20 protein-coding genes and 1 tRNA gene are annotated in these 18,079 nt (G+C 63.6%); 16 read left to right on the forward strand and 5 right to left on the reverse strand.

Going from position 1 to position 18,079, the window contains the following annotated elements; translation table 11 throughout:
* Window positions 1-43: 43 nt before the first annotated feature.
* The 6 genes from JF290_RS07690 (at window position 44) to JF290_RS07715 (ending at window position 5,302) form a co-directional block, all read left to right on the forward strand.
* A complete protein-coding gene (locus JF290_RS07690) occupies window positions 44-673 on the forward strand; it encodes a paraquat-inducible protein A (protein ID WP_199024256.1) in 630 nt (209 codons plus the stop codon).
* Window positions 670-1,293 (forward strand): paraquat-inducible protein A, encoded by a 624-nt coding sequence (locus JF290_RS07695; RefSeq protein WP_199024257.1) that lies wholly within the window; start codon window positions 670-672, stop codon window positions 1,291-1,293. Before JF290_RS07690 ends, JF290_RS07695 begins: the two co-directional genes overlap by 4 nt.
* A complete protein-coding gene (locus JF290_RS07700) occupies window positions 1,290-3,377 on the forward strand; it encodes an MlaD family protein (RefSeq protein ID WP_199024258.1) in 2,088 nt (695 codons plus the stop codon). The genes JF290_RS07695 and JF290_RS07700 overlap by 4 nt, the downstream gene beginning before the upstream one ends.
* 7 nt (window positions 3,378-3,384) lie before the next feature.
* Complete coding sequence (locus JF290_RS07705) at window positions 3,385-3,954, forward strand: PqiC family protein (protein ID WP_199024259.1); 570 nt, start codon at window positions 3,385-3,387, stop codon at window positions 3,952-3,954.
* 53 nt (window positions 3,955-4,007) lie between these two features.
* Window positions 4,008-4,092, forward strand: a tRNA-Leu gene (locus JF290_RS07710).
* Window positions 4,093-4,255: 163 nt separating this feature from the next.
* Window positions 4,256-5,302, forward strand: a complete 1,047-nt coding sequence (locus JF290_RS07715; RefSeq protein WP_199024260.1) for a ligand-gated ion channel — start codon at window positions 4,256-4,258, stop codon at window positions 5,300-5,302.
* A gap of 41 nt (window positions 5,303-5,343) precedes the next feature.
* On the opposite strand, the gene JF290_RS07720 is transcribed toward JF290_RS07715, so the two are convergent.
* The 5 genes from JF290_RS07720 to JF290_RS07740 all read right to left on the reverse strand — a co-directional run bounded on the left by JF290_RS07720 (window position 5,344) and on the right by JF290_RS07740 (window position 9,860).
* On the reverse strand, window positions 5,344-7,368 hold the full coding sequence (locus JF290_RS07720; RefSeq protein ID WP_199024261.1) for a PhoX family protein: 2,025 nt from the start codon (window positions 7,366-7,368) through the stop codon (window positions 5,344-5,346).
* A gap of 105 nt (window positions 7,369-7,473) precedes the next feature.
* The gene (locus JF290_RS07725; protein ID WP_199024262.1) at window positions 7,474-8,532 is read right to left on the reverse strand and encodes a YeeE/YedE family protein; all 1,059 of its coding nucleotides are present in this window, start codon (window positions 8,530-8,532) and stop codon (window positions 7,474-7,476) included.
* 62 nt (window positions 8,533-8,594) lie between these two features.
* Window positions 8,595-8,939 carry an ArsR/SmtB family transcription factor gene (locus tag JF290_RS07730; protein ID WP_199024263.1) on the reverse strand — a complete coding sequence of 115 codons (345 nt, stop codon included), beginning with the start codon at window positions 8,937-8,939 and terminating at the stop codon, window positions 8,595-8,597.
* A gap of 28 nt (window positions 8,940-8,967) precedes the next feature.
* Complete coding sequence (locus JF290_RS07735) at window positions 8,968-9,471, reverse strand: GlcG/HbpS family heme-binding protein (protein WP_199024264.1); 504 nt, start codon at window positions 9,469-9,471, stop codon at window positions 8,968-8,970.
* Window positions 9,468-9,860, reverse strand: coding sequence for a thioredoxin domain-containing protein (locus JF290_RS07740; protein ID WP_233155193.1), 393 nt, complete (start codon window positions 9,858-9,860; stop codon window positions 9,468-9,470). The genes JF290_RS07735 and JF290_RS07740 overlap by 4 nt, the downstream gene beginning before the upstream one ends.
* A gap of 110 nt (window positions 9,861-9,970) precedes the next feature.
* Between JF290_RS07740 and JF290_RS07745 the strand changes: the two genes are divergently transcribed.
* The 10 genes from JF290_RS07745 (at window position 9,971) to JF290_RS07790 (ending at window position 18,069) form a co-directional block, all read left to right on the forward strand.
* Window positions 9,971-10,708: a cytochrome c biogenesis CcdA family protein gene (locus JF290_RS07745; protein ID WP_199024265.1), complete on the forward strand. Its 738-nt coding sequence runs from the start codon at window positions 9,971-9,973 to the stop codon at window positions 10,706-10,708.
* Between the two features lie 27 nt (window positions 10,709-10,735).
* Window positions 10,736-11,314 (forward strand): thioredoxin family protein, encoded by a 579-nt coding sequence (locus tag JF290_RS07750; RefSeq protein WP_199024266.1) that lies wholly within the window; start codon window positions 10,736-10,738, stop codon window positions 11,312-11,314.
* Between the two features lie 121 nt (window positions 11,315-11,435).
* A complete protein-coding gene (gene soxX, locus JF290_RS07755; RefSeq protein WP_199024267.1) occupies window positions 11,436-11,906 on the forward strand; it encodes a sulfur oxidation c-type cytochrome SoxX in 471 nt (156 codons plus the stop codon).
* Between the two features lie 36 nt (window positions 11,907-11,942).
* Window positions 11,943-12,362 carry a thiosulfate oxidation carrier protein SoxY gene (soxY, locus tag JF290_RS07760; protein ID WP_199024268.1) on the forward strand — a complete coding sequence of 140 codons (420 nt, stop codon included), beginning with the start codon at window positions 11,943-11,945 and terminating at the stop codon, window positions 12,360-12,362.
* A 42-nt stretch (window positions 12,363-12,404) separates the two neighbouring features.
* Window positions 12,405-12,734 carry a thiosulfate oxidation carrier complex protein SoxZ gene (gene soxZ / locus JF290_RS07765; protein ID WP_199024270.1) on the forward strand — a complete coding sequence of 110 codons (330 nt, stop codon included), beginning with the start codon at window positions 12,405-12,407 and terminating at the stop codon, window positions 12,732-12,734.
* Window positions 12,735-12,761: 27 nt separating this feature from the next.
* On the forward strand, window positions 12,762-13,622 hold the full coding sequence (gene soxA, locus JF290_RS07770) for a sulfur oxidation c-type cytochrome SoxA (protein ID WP_199024272.1): 861 nt from the start codon (window positions 12,762-12,764) through the stop codon (window positions 13,620-13,622).
* 93 nt (window positions 13,623-13,715) lie between these two features.
* Window positions 13,716-15,413 (forward strand): thiosulfohydrolase SoxB, encoded by a 1,698-nt coding sequence (gene soxB / locus JF290_RS07775; protein WP_199024273.1) that lies wholly within the window; start codon window positions 13,716-13,718, stop codon window positions 15,411-15,413.
* A 35-nt stretch (window positions 15,414-15,448) separates the two neighbouring features.
* Window positions 15,449-16,735: a sulfite dehydrogenase gene (gene soxC, locus JF290_RS07780; RefSeq protein ID WP_199024275.1), complete on the forward strand. Its 1,287-nt coding sequence runs from the start codon at window positions 15,449-15,451 to the stop codon at window positions 16,733-16,735.
* A complete protein-coding gene (locus JF290_RS07785) occupies window positions 16,719-17,354 on the forward strand; it encodes a c-type cytochrome (RefSeq protein WP_199024277.1) in 636 nt (211 codons plus the stop codon). Before soxC ends, JF290_RS07785 begins: the two co-directional genes overlap by 17 nt.
* 4 nt (window positions 17,355-17,358) lie before the next feature.
* Window positions 17,359-18,069 (forward strand): c-type cytochrome, encoded by a 711-nt coding sequence (locus tag JF290_RS07790; RefSeq protein ID WP_199024279.1) that lies wholly within the window; start codon window positions 17,359-17,361, stop codon window positions 18,067-18,069.
* Window positions 18,070-18,079 lie beyond the last annotated feature (10 nt).

Raw genomic sequence — 18,079 nt, forward strand, 5'->3', positions numbered from 1 at the left:
CGTCACTGTCCCGGCGCAACACTGGGATGCAGGACGATGCCCGATGACCGCACATGACCCCGCTCTGGACGCGCTGATCGCATGTCCGGCCTGCGACGCCCTGCATCGTGACGCCGAGGTGCCGGTCGGGGAACAAGCGCGGTGTCGGCGCTGTCACACCGTTCTCATGGCCCCGCGTGAAGGGGCGATGACGCAGATCGTCATGCTGTCGGCCACCGCGCTGATGCTGATGGTCGCGGCGGTGTTCTTTCCGTTTCTCAAGCTGAACGTCGCCGGACTTGAGCACAGCAGTTCCGTGATCGACGCCGTTCTGGCCTATTCCGACGGGTTGCTGGTGCCGCTGTCGGTGGCTCTGGCGGCGCTGATCGTGATCCTGCCGGCGGTGCGGCTGATCGCCGTGATCTATACGGTCGGGCCGATGATGACCGGCTACGCGCCGCTTCCGGCGGCGGAAAAGGCGTTTCGGCTGGCCAATGCGCTCAAGCCCTGGGCGATGGCCGAGGTGTTCATCGTTGGCGTCGCGGTGGCGCTGGTCAAGGTGGCGGGGCTGGCCACGGTGTCGATGGGTCCCGCGTTCTGGGCCTTCGTCGCACTGGTGCTGGTGACGACGTTGAAGGACACCTTCATGTGCAAGCTTACCGTCTGGAAAACTCTGGAGACCCGCCGTCAATGAGCGATGCGACGATCCAGACCGCGCGGGATGCGGGCCTCGTGGCCTGCACGCAATGCGGCCGCGTGCACGGGGCGCAGGAAACCATGTGCGTACGCTGCGGCGCGGCGCTGTCCAGCCGGGACGAGACCAGTCTGCAACGGGTCTGGGCGTGGTGGTTCGCAGGGCTGATCTGCTACATTCCGGCCAATATCTACCCGATGCTCAAGACCTCGACTTTCGGAAGCGAGCTCGACAACACGATCATCGGCGGTGTGATCGAACTGATCGACTACAAGAGCTATGGCGTCGCGTTCATCGTCTTCTTCGCGTCGGTCGTGATTCCGATCAGCAAGTTCCTCGCCATCGCCTATCTCGCCTACAGCGTGCAGTATCCCACGACTCTTCCGGGAAAAGTGCGTCAGCATCTTTACGAAACGGTCGAGTTCATCGGGCGCTGGTCGATGATCGACGTCTTCGTGGTGGCCATCCTGTCGGCGCTGGTGCAGTTCAATTTCATCGTCAATATCCACCCGGGAATCGCCGCCGTTTCGTTCGCCTTATCGGTTGCATTCACCATGCTTTCCGCCCAAAGCTTCGATTCCAGACTGATCTGGGACGCGGATGAGGACCGCCGAACATGACCGACATGCCGCAACCGGCAGAGATGGAACGGCGACCGCGCAAACCCTCGCCCTGGCGGAACCTGTCGGTTGTTTGGCTGGTGCCGGTCCTGGCGCTGGTGGTATCGCTCGGTATCGCATGGCGCACCTATGCCGACCGTGGTCAACTGATCGAGATCGAGTTCCAGAACGCCGCCGGGGTGAAGGCGGGTGAGACCACGCTGCACTACCGCGACGTGATCATCGGCACGGTCGAGAATGTCGGCTTCACGGAGGATCTGGAGAAGGTTCTGGTGTCGGCGCGGGTCGACAACAACATCGTGCCGTTCCTGAACGAAACCGCCCAATTCTGGGTGGTGCGTCCGGAGGTCACGGCGCAGGGAGTGTCGGGCCTGTCCACGGTCCTGTCCGGCGTCTACATCGAGGGCACCTGGGAAAAGACCGGCGGGCCCGCGCCGGATCGCTTCCAGGGGCTGGACCAGCGGCCGCTGGTCGACGTGACGGACGAGGGCACACGGGTTACCCTGACAACGCAGGATGGCACGGTGACGTCGGCAGGCACGCCCGTCTTTTACCGTGGCGTGCAGGTCGGACGGACCGAGGCACCGCGGCTGGACGAGTCAGGTTCGGTGGTAATGGTCGAAGCCTTCGTCGAGGCGCCGCATGACCGTCTGCTGACCACGGCAACGCGGTTCTGGGACAACTCCGGCTTCTCGGTCTCGCTCGGCGCGGATGGGCTGACATTGGACGTCGGCAGCTTTGCCGCGCTGCTGAGCGGGGGCATCTCGTTCAACACCTTCTTCGATGGGGGGCGGCCGGTCGAAGCCGGTCATATCTACGAGCTTTACGTCGATCAGGACTCGGCCAAGACGAACGCCTTCTCGCGCGTCTCGGGCAATACCGTGACATTGGCGACGGTGTTCCAGGGCGGCGTATCGGGCCTGACGAGTCCGGCGGAAGTGCGATACGAAGGTCTGAAGATCGGCGAGGTGCGCAGCGTTTCCGCTTTCGTGACCGGCGAGGGGAACGACATGGAGGTCAGTCAGCAGGTGCTGCTGGAGATTGATCCCGAGTTGATGGGCCTGCCCGCAAATTCCGGTCTCGAGGATGTGCTCGATCTGCTGTCCCCGGCGGTCGACGAGGGGCTGCGCGCGCGGCTGGAGTCGGCAAACCTGCTCGGATCGACACTGATCGTGGAATTGGCCAAGGTCGAAGGTGCCGGTCCCGCGTCGCTGGACAGGACGGCGGACCCCTATCCGGTGATCCCGAGCGTGCCGTCGAATGTGCAGGACATAAACGCGACGCTGGAAGGCGTGTTGAAGCGCGTGAACGGTCTCAGGATCGAGGAGCTGATCCAGCAGGCCACCAGCACGCTGGCGAGCATAGAGACAGTGGCAACAGGCTCCGAGATCCAGACGATTCCCAAGGCGGTAGTCGACCTGATCGAGGATGCCCGCGCGCTGGTGAACAGCGAGGCAGCCAAGGCGTTGCCGGGAGAAGCGCTCGATGCGTTGGCCGATTTGCGCATCACCATCGACAGGGTGAACAGCGACGGGGTGATCGCAAAGCTGTCTTCGACCCTTGCCAGTGCCGACGCAGCGATGGCGAACCTGTCCACCGCGTCGGATGAATTGCCGGCGCTGGTCGCGGACCTGCGCGAGGTGGCTGCGGAAGCGCGCGATCTGCCGGCGCGCGAATTGGTGGAGTCGGCGACCGAGTTCCTCAACGGTGCCGACGCGCTGATCGACTCCGAGGAAACCCGCGCCATTCCGCCCGCGCTGACCGCGGCACTTGAGCAGTTGCGCGGCCTTCTGGCCGAATTGCAGACAGGCGGCGCGATCGAGAACACCAACGCGGCGCTGGCCTCGGCCCGCTCGGCGACTGAGTCGCTCGAAAGGGCGACCGCGGACCTGCCATCGCTGACGGCTCGGCTGGAATCTCTGGTCGCGCGCTCGGAAGATCTGATATCGGCTTATGGGGCGCGGTCGGACTTCAACTCCGAGACGCTGTCGATGCTGCGCGAGATCAGCGCCGCTGCGCGCACGGTGACGTCGCTCGCCCGCTCGCTCGAGCGTAGCCCCAACTCCCTTCTGTTCGGAAAGTGACCCCGCCATGACCGCTTCCTTCCGCCTGACTCTCGGCCTGCTGTCGGCGCTGGCGCTGACGGCCTGCGGAGACCCCGCCGCGCGGTACCTGCTGGAGCCGCCTACCGCGCAGGAGCGGATGCGGCTGCCGGTGTCCACGATCGAACTGCGCGAAGTGACCCTTCCTGTCTATGCGTCAGGATCCGAGATCATGCTGCAGGGCGAAGACGGTGCCTTGCGCCCGTCCGACAACGCGGTCTGGGCGGACGATCAGGTGCGCGCAGTCACGCTGTCTCTCGCGCGCGACATCGAGGCGGTTTCGACCGCGACCGCCGCGGCCGAACCCTGGCCGTTGATCGACTCGCCGCAGGTGCGCGTCGAGGTGCGTATAGATCGGATGGTGGCGCAGACCGATGGTGTATTCCGCATGTCCGGCCAGTTCGCCATCGCGTCGCCTGGAGGTGCGGTGCGGGAAACGCTGAATCGGTTCGACATCGCGCAACCGATGGCCGCGGGAACGCCGACCGCGATCGCCGATGCCACGAGCGCAGCGATCACGACCCTCGCCCGACAAATCGCCAATCGGCTGAGCCGCTAGCGGTCAATCCGCCGTTGAGTAGCCCCTCGGCCTGTTCTAAGAACGGAACGCTTGCGGGCGTGATGGAATGGTAGACATATCGGACTTAAAATCCGAAGGCCTTGTGCCGTGTGGGTTCGAGTCCCACCGCCCGTACCACTTCAAGGTAAACTGGCGCCGAGACGGTTTCGACCGGAACGCATGGCGACCCGATTCACCTCAATCTTTTCGAAGCGCATCAAATGGGTTGGACATCATTTCCGATTTGGCGAAAGGTGATGTCTGGGACGGTCAAGGCCTTTGACCATTCGCGGATACGGACATGCGACATTTTCTTTTTGCAGTCTTCGCCCTTTTGCTGAGCGTGGGCGGGTTTCTTCTGCCCGCTGGCGCGTGGGCGCAGGACGCAGTCGCCCCCAACGCGTGTGTGCCTCCGAGCTATCGCAACGACGTACGTCCAGACCCGGACGGTGAACCGACCGAGGTGACGATCGGCATGCTGATCGCGGACCTTGTCGCGATCAGCGACGTGGACCAGTCGATTTCCGTCGATGTGGTCCTGCGGATGCGCTGGACCGACCCGCGTCTCGCCGCTTACGAGGGCTGCAAGCTGCCGATCAGCGCAATCTGGTTTCCCGAGCTGATCCTCAAGAATTCCGGCCGGATGTTCTCCCGCTGGCCCGAGACCGTGAGCATCGAGGAGGGCGGGCGTGTCACCTACCAGCAGCGGGTATCGGGATCGTTCTCGACCTACCACAAGCTCGAAGGATACCCTTTTGACCCGGTCGAAATCTCATTGCGTTTCTACCCGTTGGACTGGAGCATCGAGAAACTGGTCTTCAAGGACGATCCGGGTTTCACCGGGTCGGCTCCGCTTCTGAACATTTCGGATTGGCGCCTGTTGTCGGTCGAGGCGGCGGTGCAGACCCAGGATATCAACGGGTTTCACCAGACCCGGGCCAGCTATGAATTGAAAATCACGGCAGCTCGATACACCAGCTACTACTTCTGGAAGATCATGTTGCCGATCTCGATGATCGTCGTGATGTCCTGGTTCGCCTTCTGGATCGACCCCAAGGAATTCGGCACCCAGATCGGTCTGTCCGCCACCTCGGTCCTGACCATGGTCGCCTTCATCTTCGCGACCACGAACCTGCTGCCGCGCCTTGGATACTTCACGATGCTCGACAAGTACGTCGCCGCGTCCACTGTGTTTGTCTTCATCGCACTGTTCCAGTCGCTGGCGACCGGCTACATGACGTCGCAAGGGCGACACGCTCTGGCGCTGCGGCTCGACCGGATCAGCCGCGTCGTCTTTCCGCTGGGCTTCATCGTCACCTGCGTGATGTTCTATACCGCCCTGGTCTGAGCCGGCGTGCGATCCGCCGCACGCCGGCATCAGCTTCATGATCAGAGAGCGATCTTGCCGCCGCCCTGCCGTGTGACCACGACCACCGAGGGGCGCGGCGGCATCGCCGGGTCGAAATCGGGCCAGCGGGTCGCCGGGTCCTCGAACACCGAGTCGCGCTCGAATCCCTTGAAGTCCTTGGTGCCGTCGGTGCCCGGATGCTGCACCGCCAGGAACAGCGTCTCGTTGTCGGCGGTGAAGTAGGGGCCGCACAGCTCGCCGCCGATCGGGCAGCGAAAGAACAGCTGCGAATGCCCGCGCAGATCGCCTTCGGTTTCCAGCGCATAGAGCCCGTCGGACTTGCCGGTCTTGGCCCAGCTGCTGCCCTGGTCGGTACTGATCCAGAGACGCCCGTCGGCGTCGATGGCGCAGTTGTCGGGCGAGCCGAACCAGCCGTTCTCGCTGGTTTCCGGGTTCCACTGGGCGCCGACCTCGGCGATCGATGGATCGCCGCACTTGACGAGGATCGACCAGGTGCCCCGGGGTGCGGCGGGATCGCCGCCGTCTTCCTTGATCTCGATGATATGGCCAAAGCTGCTTTCCGGGCGGGGATTGGCGGCGTTGACCTCGTCAGCCTTGCGACGGGTGTTGTTGGTCAGCATGACATAGGCGGTGCCGTCCCCGCGCGGCTGCACGTCCTCGGGACGGTCCATCGGAGTTGCGCCGAGGGCATCCGCCGCGAGGCGCGTGTCGATCAGAACATCGGCTTGGCCGGCAAAGCCGTTCTCGGCGGTCAGCGGCCCTTCGCCATGCACCAGCGGCATCCAGGTGATGCTGCCATCCTCGTCGAACCGTGCGACGAACAGCGTGCCATCGCTCAGCAGGGCGGAGTTTGCGGAGCGGTCATCGGACACGGTGCCGGTCGAGACATACTTGTAGAGATAGTCGAACCGGTTGTCGTCGCCGGAATAGACCACCAGGTGTCCGTCCGGCGATATCGTGGTCTCCGCGCCCTCGTGGCGGAAACGGCCGAGCGCGGTGTGCTTGACGGGTTTCGCGCTCGGATCCATCGGGTCGACCTCGACGATCCAGCCCCAGCGGTTGGGCTCGTTCGGTTCCTTGTCGATGTTCCAGCGGTCGTGGAACTTGCCCCACGCGTACCAAAGTCCCGGCACTCCATATCGCTTGAGGCTGTCCGCATGATCATGCGCCGAGACATCGGGTTTGCCGTCTGCGTCCATGACCTCGGTCCAGAAGTAGCCGTGGAAGTTCTCTTCGGCCATCAGGTAGGTCCCCCAGGGCGTCATGCCGCCGGCGCAGTTGTTGACGGTGCCGATCACGGTCATGCCTTCGGGGTCGGCGTTCGTCTTCATCCGCTCGTGACCGGCGGCGGGGCCGCTGATCGTCATCTCGGTATCGAGCGGTGTGATGCGCCGGTTCAACGCGCTGTCGCGCACCAGCGCCCATTTCCCGTCCTCGCCGCGGGCGATCTCGACCACCGTGCCGCCATGCGCGGCCATCTCGATGTCCACCAACTCCTGCATCATGCCGGCGAACTCCTGCCGGTCCTGCCGACCGAGACCCGGAAACATCACCTCTTCGTTGGTGTATTCGTGGTTGACGCAGAGCACGCCGCGCGTGCCCTCGTCGTTCAGGGGCCAGAAGCCGACATAGTCGTTGTTGTAGCCGAACTGCTTGAGCTGGGCCGCAGCGGTCTGGTTCATCACGTCGAATTCGGGCGCGTCCGCGGTGATCGGGTCCCCCCAGCGCAGCAGGATATCGGCGTCATAGCCTTCGGCGATATGGTGGGTTTCGTCGTTGCCAGCGGTCAGTTCCTTGAACTTGTAGCGGCTGCCGGTCGCGGCAGCGGCCTGCCGCGGCGCGATCATCGCCGAGGTGCCGAACAGCGCCGTTGTTGCCGAAACGCCGAGAAACCCGCGCAGAACGTCGCGGCGGCCATAACGGGCGTTGATGACGTCTCCGATGGTGCGGCCGAGATGCGGGTTGGTCGGGATGTCGTCGAAGGCCTCGAACGCCTCCGCCTTGTTGCCGATTTCGGGGTCGGACAGAATGCTTTTGCGATCCATGGGGTTGCTCCTCAGCGAGTAGAAGGGAAATACCAACTTCAGCTAATGCGCGCGGTGTAACAGGCACATGAAACCGGGCCCCGCACAGGCCCGATCGAAGGTGAGTCACTCCGCCGGGGAGAACCCTTCGATCAATTGCCGCAGCCCGAAGGCCGCGCCCGCGAAAATCGCGAGACACGTGACCGGGGCGCTGATGGCGAGCAGGCTGAACGCGGACAGCCCCTGACCGACCGTGCAGCCCATGGCGATCACCGCACCGGCGCCCATGATGGCCGCGCCGATGATCTGGCGGCGCAGTTCACGCGGGTCCTCGCACGCCTCCCAACGGAAATGTCCCTTGATCAGCGAGCCGACGAAGGCGCCGATCCAGACCCCGGCGACCGAGCCCACCGCGAAGGAGACAGGGCGTGCGCTGCCGGTCATGGCATAGAGGATGGTTTCGCCGACCGGGGCGGAAAAGCTGTGCGATACGACGGGCAGCGCCTCGAACCCGGTGCGCGCGACCCAAGCGGTGCCGGCCCAACCCGACACGATGGCGAGGCCCACGACCACGGACCAGATCACCGCTCTCGGATCAGTTCGAAACGACGAGGACATGAGCGTCAGCGCGCAGATCGTGAGGCCGAGCGCGATGCCGATGCCCGCAACGGGCAGCCCGGTCAGCGCGGCGGCATGATGGGCCAGACCCGGTGGTGTATCCGTGGTCACCGGTGCCTGGTGGAACAGCAGATCGCGTAGCGGGGCGAGCGGGCCGGCAAGCACCACATAGGTCGACACGCCCATCACCAGCACGATCACGAAGGAGCGCAGATCGCCCCCGCCCAGACGCGCGATCGCGCCATAGCCGCAATTGCCCGACAGGGCCATGCCATAGCCGAACATCAGCCCGCCGACGATCGAGGCCATCGGCATCCAGCGGATTGAAAGATAGAAGCTGTCGGTGCCGGCCAGGAGCCCGGAGCCGATCAACGCGAAGCTGCCAAACACCGCCACGCCGATCGCCATCGCCCACATGCGCAACCGCACGTCGCTGCCGCCATAGAGCAGGTCTTCGATCGCGCCGAGCGTACAGAACCGTCCGAGCCGTGCCGCCAGCCCCAGCAGAACGCCGCCGAACATCCCGATCAAGGCGACGGCATGGCTGTCGGTCAGAACGGCATGCATTGCGGACTCCTCCCAGCTCCGCCTGCATCTTGCGCCGGGGCGGCCATTCGATCAAGTCACGATCAGGAGGCTTCCTCGTTCGCGCAGAACAGCTCGTAGACGACTTCGAGGATGCGGCGGGGCCGGTCGTCGGCGAGCCGGTAGTAGATCGCCTTGCCATCGCGGCGCGGAACGACAAGCCCTTCAAGACGAAGCCGCGACAATTGCTGCGATACGGCCGCCTGCCGCGCCGACAGCAGTTCCTCGAGCTCGGTCACCGATTTCTCCCCGGTGACGAGATGACAGAGAATCATCAGCCGGCCTTCGTGGCTGATCGCCTTGAGGAAGTTCGAAGCCGTGGTCGCGTTTTCGACCATCGCGTCGAGTTCGTCTTCGGCCATGTCTGGGGTAAACCGGGGAAGAGCCATGCGGGCGAATCCTGCTGCTGCGATCGCTTCAGAACGCGATCTGGTCTTCGATTGCGGCGATGCCGGCTTCGGCGCAGACATCGTCCAGTTCGGGGCCGGGTGCACCGGATACGCCGATTCCGGCAACGATGGAACCGCCACCTTCATAGACCACCAGCCCGCCGCCAAGCGGCAAGGCTTCGCTAAGATGCCGGATGCCCGAGGCGGTTTCACCTGCCTGGGTCGATTCGGCGAGCTCGGTCGTCGAGGTGCGGAAGCTGACGGCGGTCCAGGCCTTGCGGCGCGAGGTTTCATAGACATGGACCCCGGCGAACCGGTCGCGCACGAACACCTGCGGAATGCCGAACCGGTCCACCACGGTCACACCCACTTGGTAGCCGGCGTCGCGACAGGCGATCATCGCGGCTTCGGCCATGGTCTGCGCCACTTCCGGTTTCAGGACCTGGAAATCGACGAAGGCGCCGTCGTCCTGTGCGGCGGCCGGCAAGGCCAGGGCCGCGGTGGCGAGGCTAATCGCTGCGATCCGTTTCATCCGTTCTCTCCCTTGTAATCCGTGTGGTCAATCAACAGCTTGTTCAATACAGGCCAGAAGAACTGCTCGCCGGGATAGCCTTCGAGCCGCGCGATCTCGCGTCCGTCCTGCACGACCAGGAAGGTCGGCGTGAAGGTGACGCGGCGCTGCACCTCGAGATCCTCGGGCATCGCGCGCAGGTCCACCCGCCTGAGAGGCGCATAGGCGCCTTCGCTGGTTTTCGGATAGGCGGGGGCGATTTCGGCATTCCAGCGGGCGCACCATTCGCAGCCGCGCTGTTCGACCATAACGAGTTCGGTCGCCCAGGCGAGGCCCGTCGCCGATATCAGAACCAGCAGGCCCAGGACCGGCCCGAGAGCGGCCCTGCAAAGAAATCGCAGATTGGACATGCTGTCCCCGTTGACGTTGTCATATCGCACAACGTAATCTGAATATGTGAATGATTCAAGCTTTTGACTCTGAGTCGGCTTGAAGAACGGAACGTCAGGAGAAACTCGGGATGCTGGAAGTATCGCTCGTCGGCGCGGCATTCGCGGGTCTTCTCAGTTTCTTCACCCCGTGCATCCTGCCGATGGTGCCGTTCTACCTGTCCTACATGGGCGGGTTGTCAATGGCGGAGTTGCGCGGCGACGGAGCGATCGCTCCCGGCGCGCAGCGGCGCCTCGTCGTGTCGGCGCTGTTCTTCGCTCTGGGCGTGACCACGATCTTCATGCTGCTGGGCATGGGGGCGACGGCGCTGGGGCAGGCCTTCGGGCAGTATCTCGAACCGCTCTCCTATGTCGCGGCAGCGATCCTGGTGGTCTTCGGGCTGCACTTCCTGGGTGTCATCAAGGTGCCCTTGCTCTATCGGGAGGCGCGGCTCGAGAGCAAGGCCGAGGCCAGTACCGTGCTGGGCGCCTACCTGATGGGCCTTGCCTTTGGCTTCGGCTGGACGCCTTGCGTCGGTCCCGCGCTGGCCTCTATCCTGATGATCGCCAGCGGCATGGGCGACATCTGGCGCGGGGCGCTGCTGCTGTTCGTCTATGGCGTCGGGATGACCGCGCCCTTCATCCTGGCCGCCTTCTTCGCCAAGCCGTTCCTGGCCTGGGTGCAGCGACACCGCGCCGCCTTTGCCTGGGTCGAAAAGGGCATGGGGGTCATGCTGATCCTGTTCGCGGTTCTGATCGTGACCGGTGGCGTCAACCTGATCGCACAGGCGATGATCGATTGGTTTCCGGGATTCACGTCTCTGGGTTAATCTGGACATACAGGAAGGGAGGATATCATGAGACACTGGATCGCAACCGCTTTCGCGGTGGCCTTGGCCTGGCCGGTCGCAGCGGCGCAGCTGGGAGATGACGGGCTGCACAAGACCCCGTGGATGCGCGACACGTTCAAGGACCTGCGCGAGGACCTCGCCGAAGCAAACGCAGAGGGCAAACGCCTGGTCCTGTTCTTCGAGCAGCGCGGCTGCATCTACTGCACCAAGATGCACGAGGAGGTCTTTCCCGATCCCAAACTGACGCAGCTGATCGAGGACAAGTTCTTCGTCGTCCAGCTCAACCTGCACGGCGATGTCGACGTGACCGATTTTGACGGCGAAACGCTCAGCGAGAAGGACATGGCCCGCAAGTGGAACCTCCTGTTCACGCCGACGATTCTGTTCCTTCCGGAATCGGTCGCCGAGGGGCAGACCGCGCAACAGGCAGCGGTCGCGGTGATGCCCGGGGCCTTTGGTGTGGGCACCACGACCGACATGTTCACTTGGGTCGCAGAAAAGCGGTACGAGCTTGATAACGGGGAAGATTTCCAGCGGTATCATGCTCGTCGCATTCAGGAACGGTCGAACGGCAGCACCGACTGATCGCGCTCTCAGGACATGAATAATTCACAATCGTGAATTTGTTGTTGCGTTCTGAGGCGACCGTGTCCTACGGTATGCCAAGCTACGAAAGCCGCAGCAGGCGGCAGTCATGGGAGGGAACATGAAGCTGACGAAACTCACATTGGCAGCGGCGCTGCTGGCCGGACCGGCCATCGCCGAAGAGATCATGCCGGTGGATGTCGCCTATGTGGATGGCGCGATCGAATCCTCGTTGACCGGGATGCCCGGTGATGCGGCGAACGCGCCCGCGATCATGGACAAGGGTGCGGGCAACTGCATCGCCTGCCACGCCGTAAGCGCGCTGAGCGACATTCCTTTCCACGGCGAGGTGGGCCCGCCGCTCGACGGCGCCGGCAGCCGCTGGAGCGAGGCCGAGCTTCGCGGCATCGTCGCAAATGCCAAGATGACCTTCGAAGGATCGGTGATGCCGTCCTTCTACAAGAACGACGGGTTCACCCGGCCGGGCGACGGGTACACCGGCAAGGCCGCCAGCGGCCCGGTGCAGCCGTTGCTGACTGCACAGCAGGTTGAAGACGTTGTCGCATTCTTGATGACGCTGAAGGACGAGTGACGCGCAGCGCGTCACAGGACAAACAGGAGACAAGAGATGGAATTCTCACGACGCGAAACACTGGCCCTGGGATTGGGAGCCGCGGCGATGACGGTGCTGCCGTTCCGCGCTTATGCCTCTCTGACGGACGAGGCGATTGCCGCCTTCACCGGCGGGGCCGACATGGCCGATAGCGGGGTCGACCTGATCGCCCCGGAAATCGCCGAGAACGGCAACACGGTTCCGATCGAAGTGTCCGCCCCGGGCGCGGCCGCGATCATGGTGCTGGCCACCGGCAACCCGACGCCGGCCGTCGCCACGTTCAATTTCGGACCGCTGTCCGCAAGCCAGTCGGCATCGACCCGGATCCGGCTCGCCGGCACGCAGGACGTCGTCGCGATCGCCAAGATGGCCGACGGCAGCTTCGCGCGCGCGACGTCGACCGTGAAAGTGACAATCGGAGGTTGCGGCGGCTGATCGGCCGACCGTCACCCACCTGAGATCAAGGAGAGTTTAGAAATGGCATCTGGTGTAAAGCCCCGCGTCAAGGTCCCGAGTTCCGCCGCCGCAGGCGAAGCGGTCACGATCAAGACCCTGATCAGCCACAAGATGGAAAGCGGCCAGCGCAAGGACAGCGATGGCAACGTGATCCCGCGTTCGATCATCAATCGCTTCACCTGCGATTTCAACGGTCAGAACGTTGTCGATATCAAGATGGAACCCGCGATTTCCACGAACCCGTACTTCCAGTTCGAGGCCACCGTCCCGGAAGCCGGCGACTTCGCCTTCAAATGGTATGATGACGACGGGTCTGTCTATGAAGACAACAAGTCCGTCACCATCGCGTAAGGCCGGACAACAGGGAGGGACACGGATATGAAAAAGAGAACGGCGACGACATCGCTGACATGGCTGGCCTTGGCGTCGGTTTCACTGGCCGCGCCCGCGTTCGCGGACGAGGACGCCGCTCTGGTCGTCAACGGCGAGATCGAGATGGTCACGGAAACCGAGGCCCCGGCGCATCTCGACGGAGCGCTGTCGACCATCCGCTCCGGGTGGACCTTCCGCACGTCGGAAACGCAAGCCTTGCAGATGGACGACTTCGACAACCCGGCGATGGTCTTCGTCGACCAGGCGGCGGAAGCGTGGAACACCGCGGATGGCAGCGAGGGCAAGTCCTGCGCCTCCTGTCATGAAGGTGCGGAAACGATGACCGGTCTGCGCGCATCGATGCCCAAGTGGAACGAGGCGGCGGGCGAAGTCTGGACCATGGAGATGTACATCAACGACTGCCGCGAAAAGCGCATGGGAGCCGAGCCCTGGGGCTGGAAAGCGCAGCCGATGCTGAACATGACGGCCCTGATCGGGGCGCAATCGCGCGGTTTGCCCATGAACGTCGCCATCGACGGCCCGGTGCAGGAGACCTGGGAAAAGGGCAAGGAAATCTACTATACCCGCTACGGTCAGCTCGAGCTGAGCTGCGCGAATTGTCACGAAGATAACTATGACAACTACATCCGCGCCGACCACCTCAGCCAGGGCCAGACCAACGGGTTCCCGGTCTATCGCCTGAAGCAGGCGAACCTGATCGCTGTCCACAACCGCTTCAAGGGCTGCATCCGCGACACCATGGCCGAGACGTATTCCGAAGGTTCGCCCGAATTCGTCGCGCTTGAGCTTTATGTCGCGAGCCGCGGCAATGGCCTGACGGTCGAAACCCCGGCCGTCCGCAACTGATCCCGACCCGCGCCGCTTCGGTGGCGCGGGTTTTTCGGATCTATCGCATGCATACATGCGAATATAAATTTGGATACAGGAAAGAACGATCTCATGATCTCACGCCGTGATTTTTTGCAGGTGTCGATGGCCGCTTCGGCTCTTGTCGGCGCATCGGGCTTTGGCAACTGGGCGCGGCTGGCCGCGCAACAGGCCCTGACGCAAGATCAATTGCTGGAGTTCGACACCTTCGGCAATGTCAGCCTTATCCATGTGACCGATATTCACGCGCAGCTGAAACCGATCTATTTCCGCGAGCCCGAGATCAATATCGGCGTCGGCGAGAACAAGGGCGCGGTGCCCCATGTCACCGGCGCAGAGTTCCGCAAACTCTACGGGATCGAGGACGGCAGTCCTTCGGCCTATGCGCTGACCTACAACGATTTCTCGGCGTTGGCGCGGGAATACGGTCGGGTCGGCGGGCTCGATCGGGTCGCCACGGTCGTCAACGCGATCCGCGCCGCACGCCCTGACGCGCTGTTGCTGGATGGCGGCGACACCTGGCACGGCAGCTACACGTGCTACCACACCGCCGGTCAGGACATGGTCAACGTGATGAACGCGCTCAAGCCCGATGCGATGACCTTCCACTGGGAATTCACCCTCGGCTCCGCGCGGGTCGCCGAACTGGTCGAAAGCCTGCCGTTCGCTGCGCTCGGCCAGAACATCTTTGACGCCGAGTGGGACGAACCCGCCGAGATGTTCAAGCCTTACAAGTTCTTCGAGCGCGGCGGCGTCAAGATCGCGGTGATCGGGCAGGCATTCCCCTACATGCCGATCGCCAACCCGGGCTGGATGTTCCCCGAGTACAGCTTTGGCATTCGTGACGAGCACATGCAGGCAATGGTCGACGAGGTTCGCGCCGAGGGCGCCGAACTGGTCGTCTGCCTATCGCATAACGGGTTCGACGTCGACAAGAAGATGGCCAGCGTGGTCAAGGGCATCGACGTGATCCTGTCGGGTCACACCCATGACGCGCTGCCCGAACCGGTGCTGGTGGGCGAGACGATCATCGTGGCGTCGGGGTCGAACGGGAAATTCGTCAGCCGCGTCGATCTGGATGTGCGCGACGGGCGGATGATGGGGTTCCGCCACAAGCTGATCCCGATCTTCTCGGATGTGATCGCGCCCGATCCGGCCATGACCGCCCTGATCGACGAGCAGCGCGCGCCCTATGCGGACCAGCTTTCGGAAGTGATCGGCCAGACCGACAGCCTGCTGTACCGACGCGGAAACTTCAACGGGTCCTGGGACGACCTGATCTGCGACGCGCTGATTTCCGAGCGCGAGGCCGACATCGCGATGAGCCCCGGCGTGCGCTGGGGACCATCGATCCTGCCCGGCCAGGACATCACGCGCGAGGATATCTGGAACGTGACGTCTATGACCTATGGCAAGGCGTATCGGTCGGAAATGACCGGCGATTTCATTAAGGTGATCCTCGAAGACGTGGGCGACAACATCTTCAACCCCGATCCCTACTACCAGCAGGGCGGCGACATGGTGCGCGTAGGCGGGCTGGGTTACCGGATCGACATCACCAAGCCGCAGGGCGAACGGATCAGCGACATGACCCTGCTCAAGACCGGCGAGGCCATCGACCCGGCGAAATCCTATGTCGTCGCCGGCTGGGCCAGCGTCAACGAAGGCACTGAAGGCCCGCAGATCTGGGATGTCGTCGAAAGCCACATCAAGAAGCAGGGCACCGTGACGGTCGCCCCCAACACATCGGTTCAGGTGGTCGGCGCCTGAGCGCGCGGCCAACAGTATCAAGAGGAGCAGAACGCATGACGTTTGGTTTCAAGGACAAGAAAACGCCGTCGCGCCGCCAGTTTCTGACCGGCGCGGCTGCCGCCGGGGCAGGGGCCATGGCTGCGGGCGCCGCCAAGGCAAATGGCCCGGACCCGTTGATCACCGAAGTGCAATACTGGGCGCAGGGCTTCGGCGATGGCGTCGACGCCACGCCTTATGGCCTGCCGATCGAGTATGAGGCCGACGTGATCCGGCGCAACGTGGAATGGCTCACCGCAGACACGATCAGTTCGATCAACTTCACCCCGATCCACGCGCTGGACGGGACGATCACGCCGCAGGGCTGCGCATTCGAGCGGCACCACTCCGGCGCCATCGAGCTGCGCAAGGAAGATTACCGCCTGATGATCAACGGGCTGGTCGATACGCCGCTGGTCTTCACCTATGCCGATCTCGAGCGCTTTCCGCGCGAGAACCACGTCTATTTCTGCGAATGCGCGGCGAACACCGGCATGGAATGGGCCGGGGCGCAGTTGAACGGGGCGCAATTCACCCATGGCATGATCCATAACATGGAATACACCGGCGTACCGCTGCGCACGATCCTGGAAGAAGCGGGTTTGGACGCTGCGGGCGATCTGTCAGACAAGTGGGTTTACGTCGAAGGTGCTGACGCGTCCTCCAATGGCCGTTCGATCCCGATGGAGAAGGCGCTCGATGACGTGCTGGTGGCCTTCAAGGCCAATGGCGAGGCGCTGCGCAAGGAACACGGCTATCCCGTGCGCCTCGTGGTGCCGGGCTGGGAAGGCAACATGTGGGTCAAGTGGCTGCGCCGCGTCGAGGTGATGGACGGCCCCGTGGAAAGCCGCGAGGAAACCAGCAAGTACACCGATACGCTGGCCAACGGCATCAGCCGCAAGTGGACATGGGAGATGGATGCGAAATCGGTCGTGACCAGCCCCAGCCCGCAATCCCCGATCACCCATGGCGCCGGGCCGCTGGTCATTTCGGGCCTGGCCTGGTCCGGGCGCGGCGCGATCACGCGCGTCGACGTCTCAAAGGACGGTGGCAAGACCTGGGAGACCGCGCGCCTGGCCAAGCCCGGCGAGAAGATGGCGCTGACTCGTTTCTATCTCGATACCGAGTGGGATGGCGAGGAGATGCTGCTGCAGTCCCGCGCCATGGACGAGACCGGCTATGTGCAGCCCACAAAGGCCGAACTGCGCGAGGTGCGCGGATTGAACTCGATCTATCACAACAACTGCATCCAGACCTGGTGGGTCAAGGCAAGCGGAGAGGCGGAAAATGTCGAAGTGTCCTAAGAGTTTTGTCGCAAGCGCGCTGATCGCCGCCTTGGCCGCGGGACCGCTCTGGGCCGAGAAGCTGGGGTTGGGCCGTCCCGCCCTGCCCGAAGAGGTCGCGGCCTGGGATCTCGACGTCAGCCCGGATGGGACCGGGCTGCCCGAGGGCTCGGGCGATGTCTGGACGGGTGACGAACTGTTCGCCGACTATTGCGCCGTCTGCCATGGCGACTTCGCCGAGGGCGTCGGCAACTGGCCCAAGTTGGCCGGCGGCAAAGGGACGCTCGATCACGAGGACCCGCTCAAGACCGTTGGCTCCTACTGGCCGTATCTGTCGACCACCTGGGACTACGTCAACCGCTCGATGCCGTTCGGCAACGCGCAGAGCCTGACTGCGGACGAGGTCTATGCGATCGTCGCCTATATCCTGTACTCAAACGACCTGGTGGACGAGGATTTCGTGCTGTCCAAGGAAACCTTCATGGAAGTCGAGATGCCGAACGCCGACGGCTTCATCGTCGATGATCGCTTGACAGCCGAGGCCCATTTCGTGCGCGATCCCTGCATGGAAAACTGCAAGGACAACGTCGAGATCACCATGCGCGCGCGTGTGCTGGACGTGACGCCCGAAACAGAATGACGGCATGGTGAAACCTCACGCGTCGTGGATACTCTGCCTCTTGCTGTGCACGCCGGCCCTGGCCGAACAAGAAGCGGTGGAGATCGGCGATGCCGAGCGCGGCGCGATCCTGTTTGAGGATTGCGCCAGCTGTCATGAGGTCGGGGCCGGCGCCGAAGACCGGATCGGTCCACATCTGAACGGTATCTTCGGGCGCAAGGCCGCCGCGCATGACGGTTACCCCTATTCCGACGGGATCCAGCGCGCCGGACGTGACGGGCTGGTCTGGGATCTGCGACGTCTGGATGCCTATATCGAGAACCCCAAGGCGCTGGTTTCCGGCACCCGGATGAATTTCGCGGGATACGACGATCCGAAGGATCGCGCGGACGTGCTGGCCTATCTGCGCAGCTTCTCCGACAATCCTCAGAACATCCCGGAGGCCCAACCGACCGCGCGCCCGCGCGAGGTGGAGCTGCCGCCGGAAACGCTCGCCATCGTGGGGGACCCCGAGTATGGTGAATACCTGTCAAGTGAATGCACGGGATGCCATCAGCGCGACGGGAGCGCGCAGGGGATTCCGTCGATCACGCAATGGCCGGCCGAGGATTTCGCTATCGCGATGCACGCCTACAAGCGCAAGATCCGTCCGCATCCGGTGATGCAGATGATGGCGAGCCGCTTGTCCGACGAGGAGATTGCGGCACTTGCCGCCTATTTCGGGGCATTGGACTGACGACATAACG

It is taken from the genome of Sedimentitalea arenosa (genome assembly GCF_016428585.1).
In the GTDB taxonomy this organism is placed as follows: Bacteria; Pseudomonadota; Alphaproteobacteria; order Rhodobacterales; family Rhodobacteraceae; genus Sedimentitalea; species Sedimentitalea arenosa.

What these genes read in the sequence shown, in the direction of transcription:
- JF290_RS07790 (WP_199024279.1), top strand. Translation starts at nt 17,359, where the DNA reads ATGGTGAAACCTCACGCGTCGTGGATACTCTGCCTCTTGCTGTGCACG.
- soxZ (WP_199024270.1), top strand. Translation starts at nt 12,405, where the DNA reads ATGGCATCTGGTGTAAAGCCCCGCGTCAAGGTCCCGAGTTCCGCCGCC.
- soxY (WP_199024268.1), top strand. Translation starts at nt 11,943, where the DNA reads ATGGAATTCTCACGACGCGAAACACTGGCCCTGGGATTGGGAGCCGCG.
- JF290_RS07720 (WP_199024261.1), bottom strand. Translation starts at nt 7,368, where the DNA reads ATGGATCGCAAAAGCATTCTGTCCGACCCCGAAATCGGCAACAAGGCG.
- JF290_RS07690 (WP_199024256.1), top strand. Translation starts at nt 44, where the DNA reads ATGACCGCACATGACCCCGCTCTGGACGCGCTGATCGCATGTCCGGCC.
- JF290_RS07785 (WP_199024277.1), top strand. Translation starts at nt 16,719, where the DNA reads ATGTCGAAGTGTCCTAAGAGTTTTGTCGCAAGCGCGCTGATCGCCGCC.
- JF290_RS07745 (WP_199024265.1), top strand. Translation starts at nt 9,971, where the DNA reads ATGCTGGAAGTATCGCTCGTCGGCGCGGCATTCGCGGGTCTTCTCAGT.
- JF290_RS07705 (WP_199024259.1), top strand. Translation starts at nt 3,385, where the DNA reads ATGACCGCTTCCTTCCGCCTGACTCTCGGCCTGCTGTCGGCGCTGGCG.
- JF290_RS07730 (WP_199024263.1), bottom strand. Translation starts at nt 8,939, where the DNA reads ATGGCTCTTCCCCGGTTTACCCCAGACATGGCCGAAGACGAACTCGAC.
- JF290_RS07750 (WP_199024266.1), top strand. Translation starts at nt 10,736, where the DNA reads ATGAGACACTGGATCGCAACCGCTTTCGCGGTGGCCTTGGCCTGGCCG.
- soxB (WP_199024273.1), top strand. Translation starts at nt 13,716, where the DNA reads ATGATCTCACGCCGTGATTTTTTGCAGGTGTCGATGGCCGCTTCGGCT.
- JF290_RS07700 (WP_199024258.1), top strand. Translation starts at nt 1,290, where the DNA reads ATGACCGACATGCCGCAACCGGCAGAGATGGAACGGCGACCGCGCAAA.
- JF290_RS07725 (WP_199024262.1), bottom strand. Translation starts at nt 8,532, where the DNA reads ATGCATGCCGTTCTGACCGACAGCCATGCCGTCGCCTTGATCGGGATG.
- JF290_RS07695 (WP_199024257.1), top strand. Translation starts at nt 670, where the DNA reads ATGAGCGATGCGACGATCCAGACCGCGCGGGATGCGGGCCTCGTGGCC.
- soxA (WP_199024272.1), top strand. Translation starts at nt 12,762, where the DNA reads ATGAAAAAGAGAACGGCGACGACATCGCTGACATGGCTGGCCTTGGCG.
- soxC (WP_199024275.1), top strand. Translation starts at nt 15,449, where the DNA reads ATGACGTTTGGTTTCAAGGACAAGAAAACGCCGTCGCGCCGCCAGTTT.
- JF290_RS07715 (WP_199024260.1), top strand. Translation starts at nt 4,256, where the DNA reads ATGCGACATTTTCTTTTTGCAGTCTTCGCCCTTTTGCTGAGCGTGGGC.
- soxX (WP_199024267.1), top strand. Translation starts at nt 11,436, where the DNA reads ATGAAGCTGACGAAACTCACATTGGCAGCGGCGCTGCTGGCCGGACCG.
- JF290_RS07740 (WP_233155193.1), bottom strand. Translation starts at nt 9,860, where the DNA reads ATGTCCAATCTGCGATTTCTTTGCAGGGCCGCTCTCGGGCCGGTCCTG.
- JF290_RS07735 (WP_199024264.1), bottom strand. Translation starts at nt 9,471, where the DNA reads ATGAAACGGATCGCAGCGATTAGCCTCGCCACCGCGGCCCTGGCCTTG.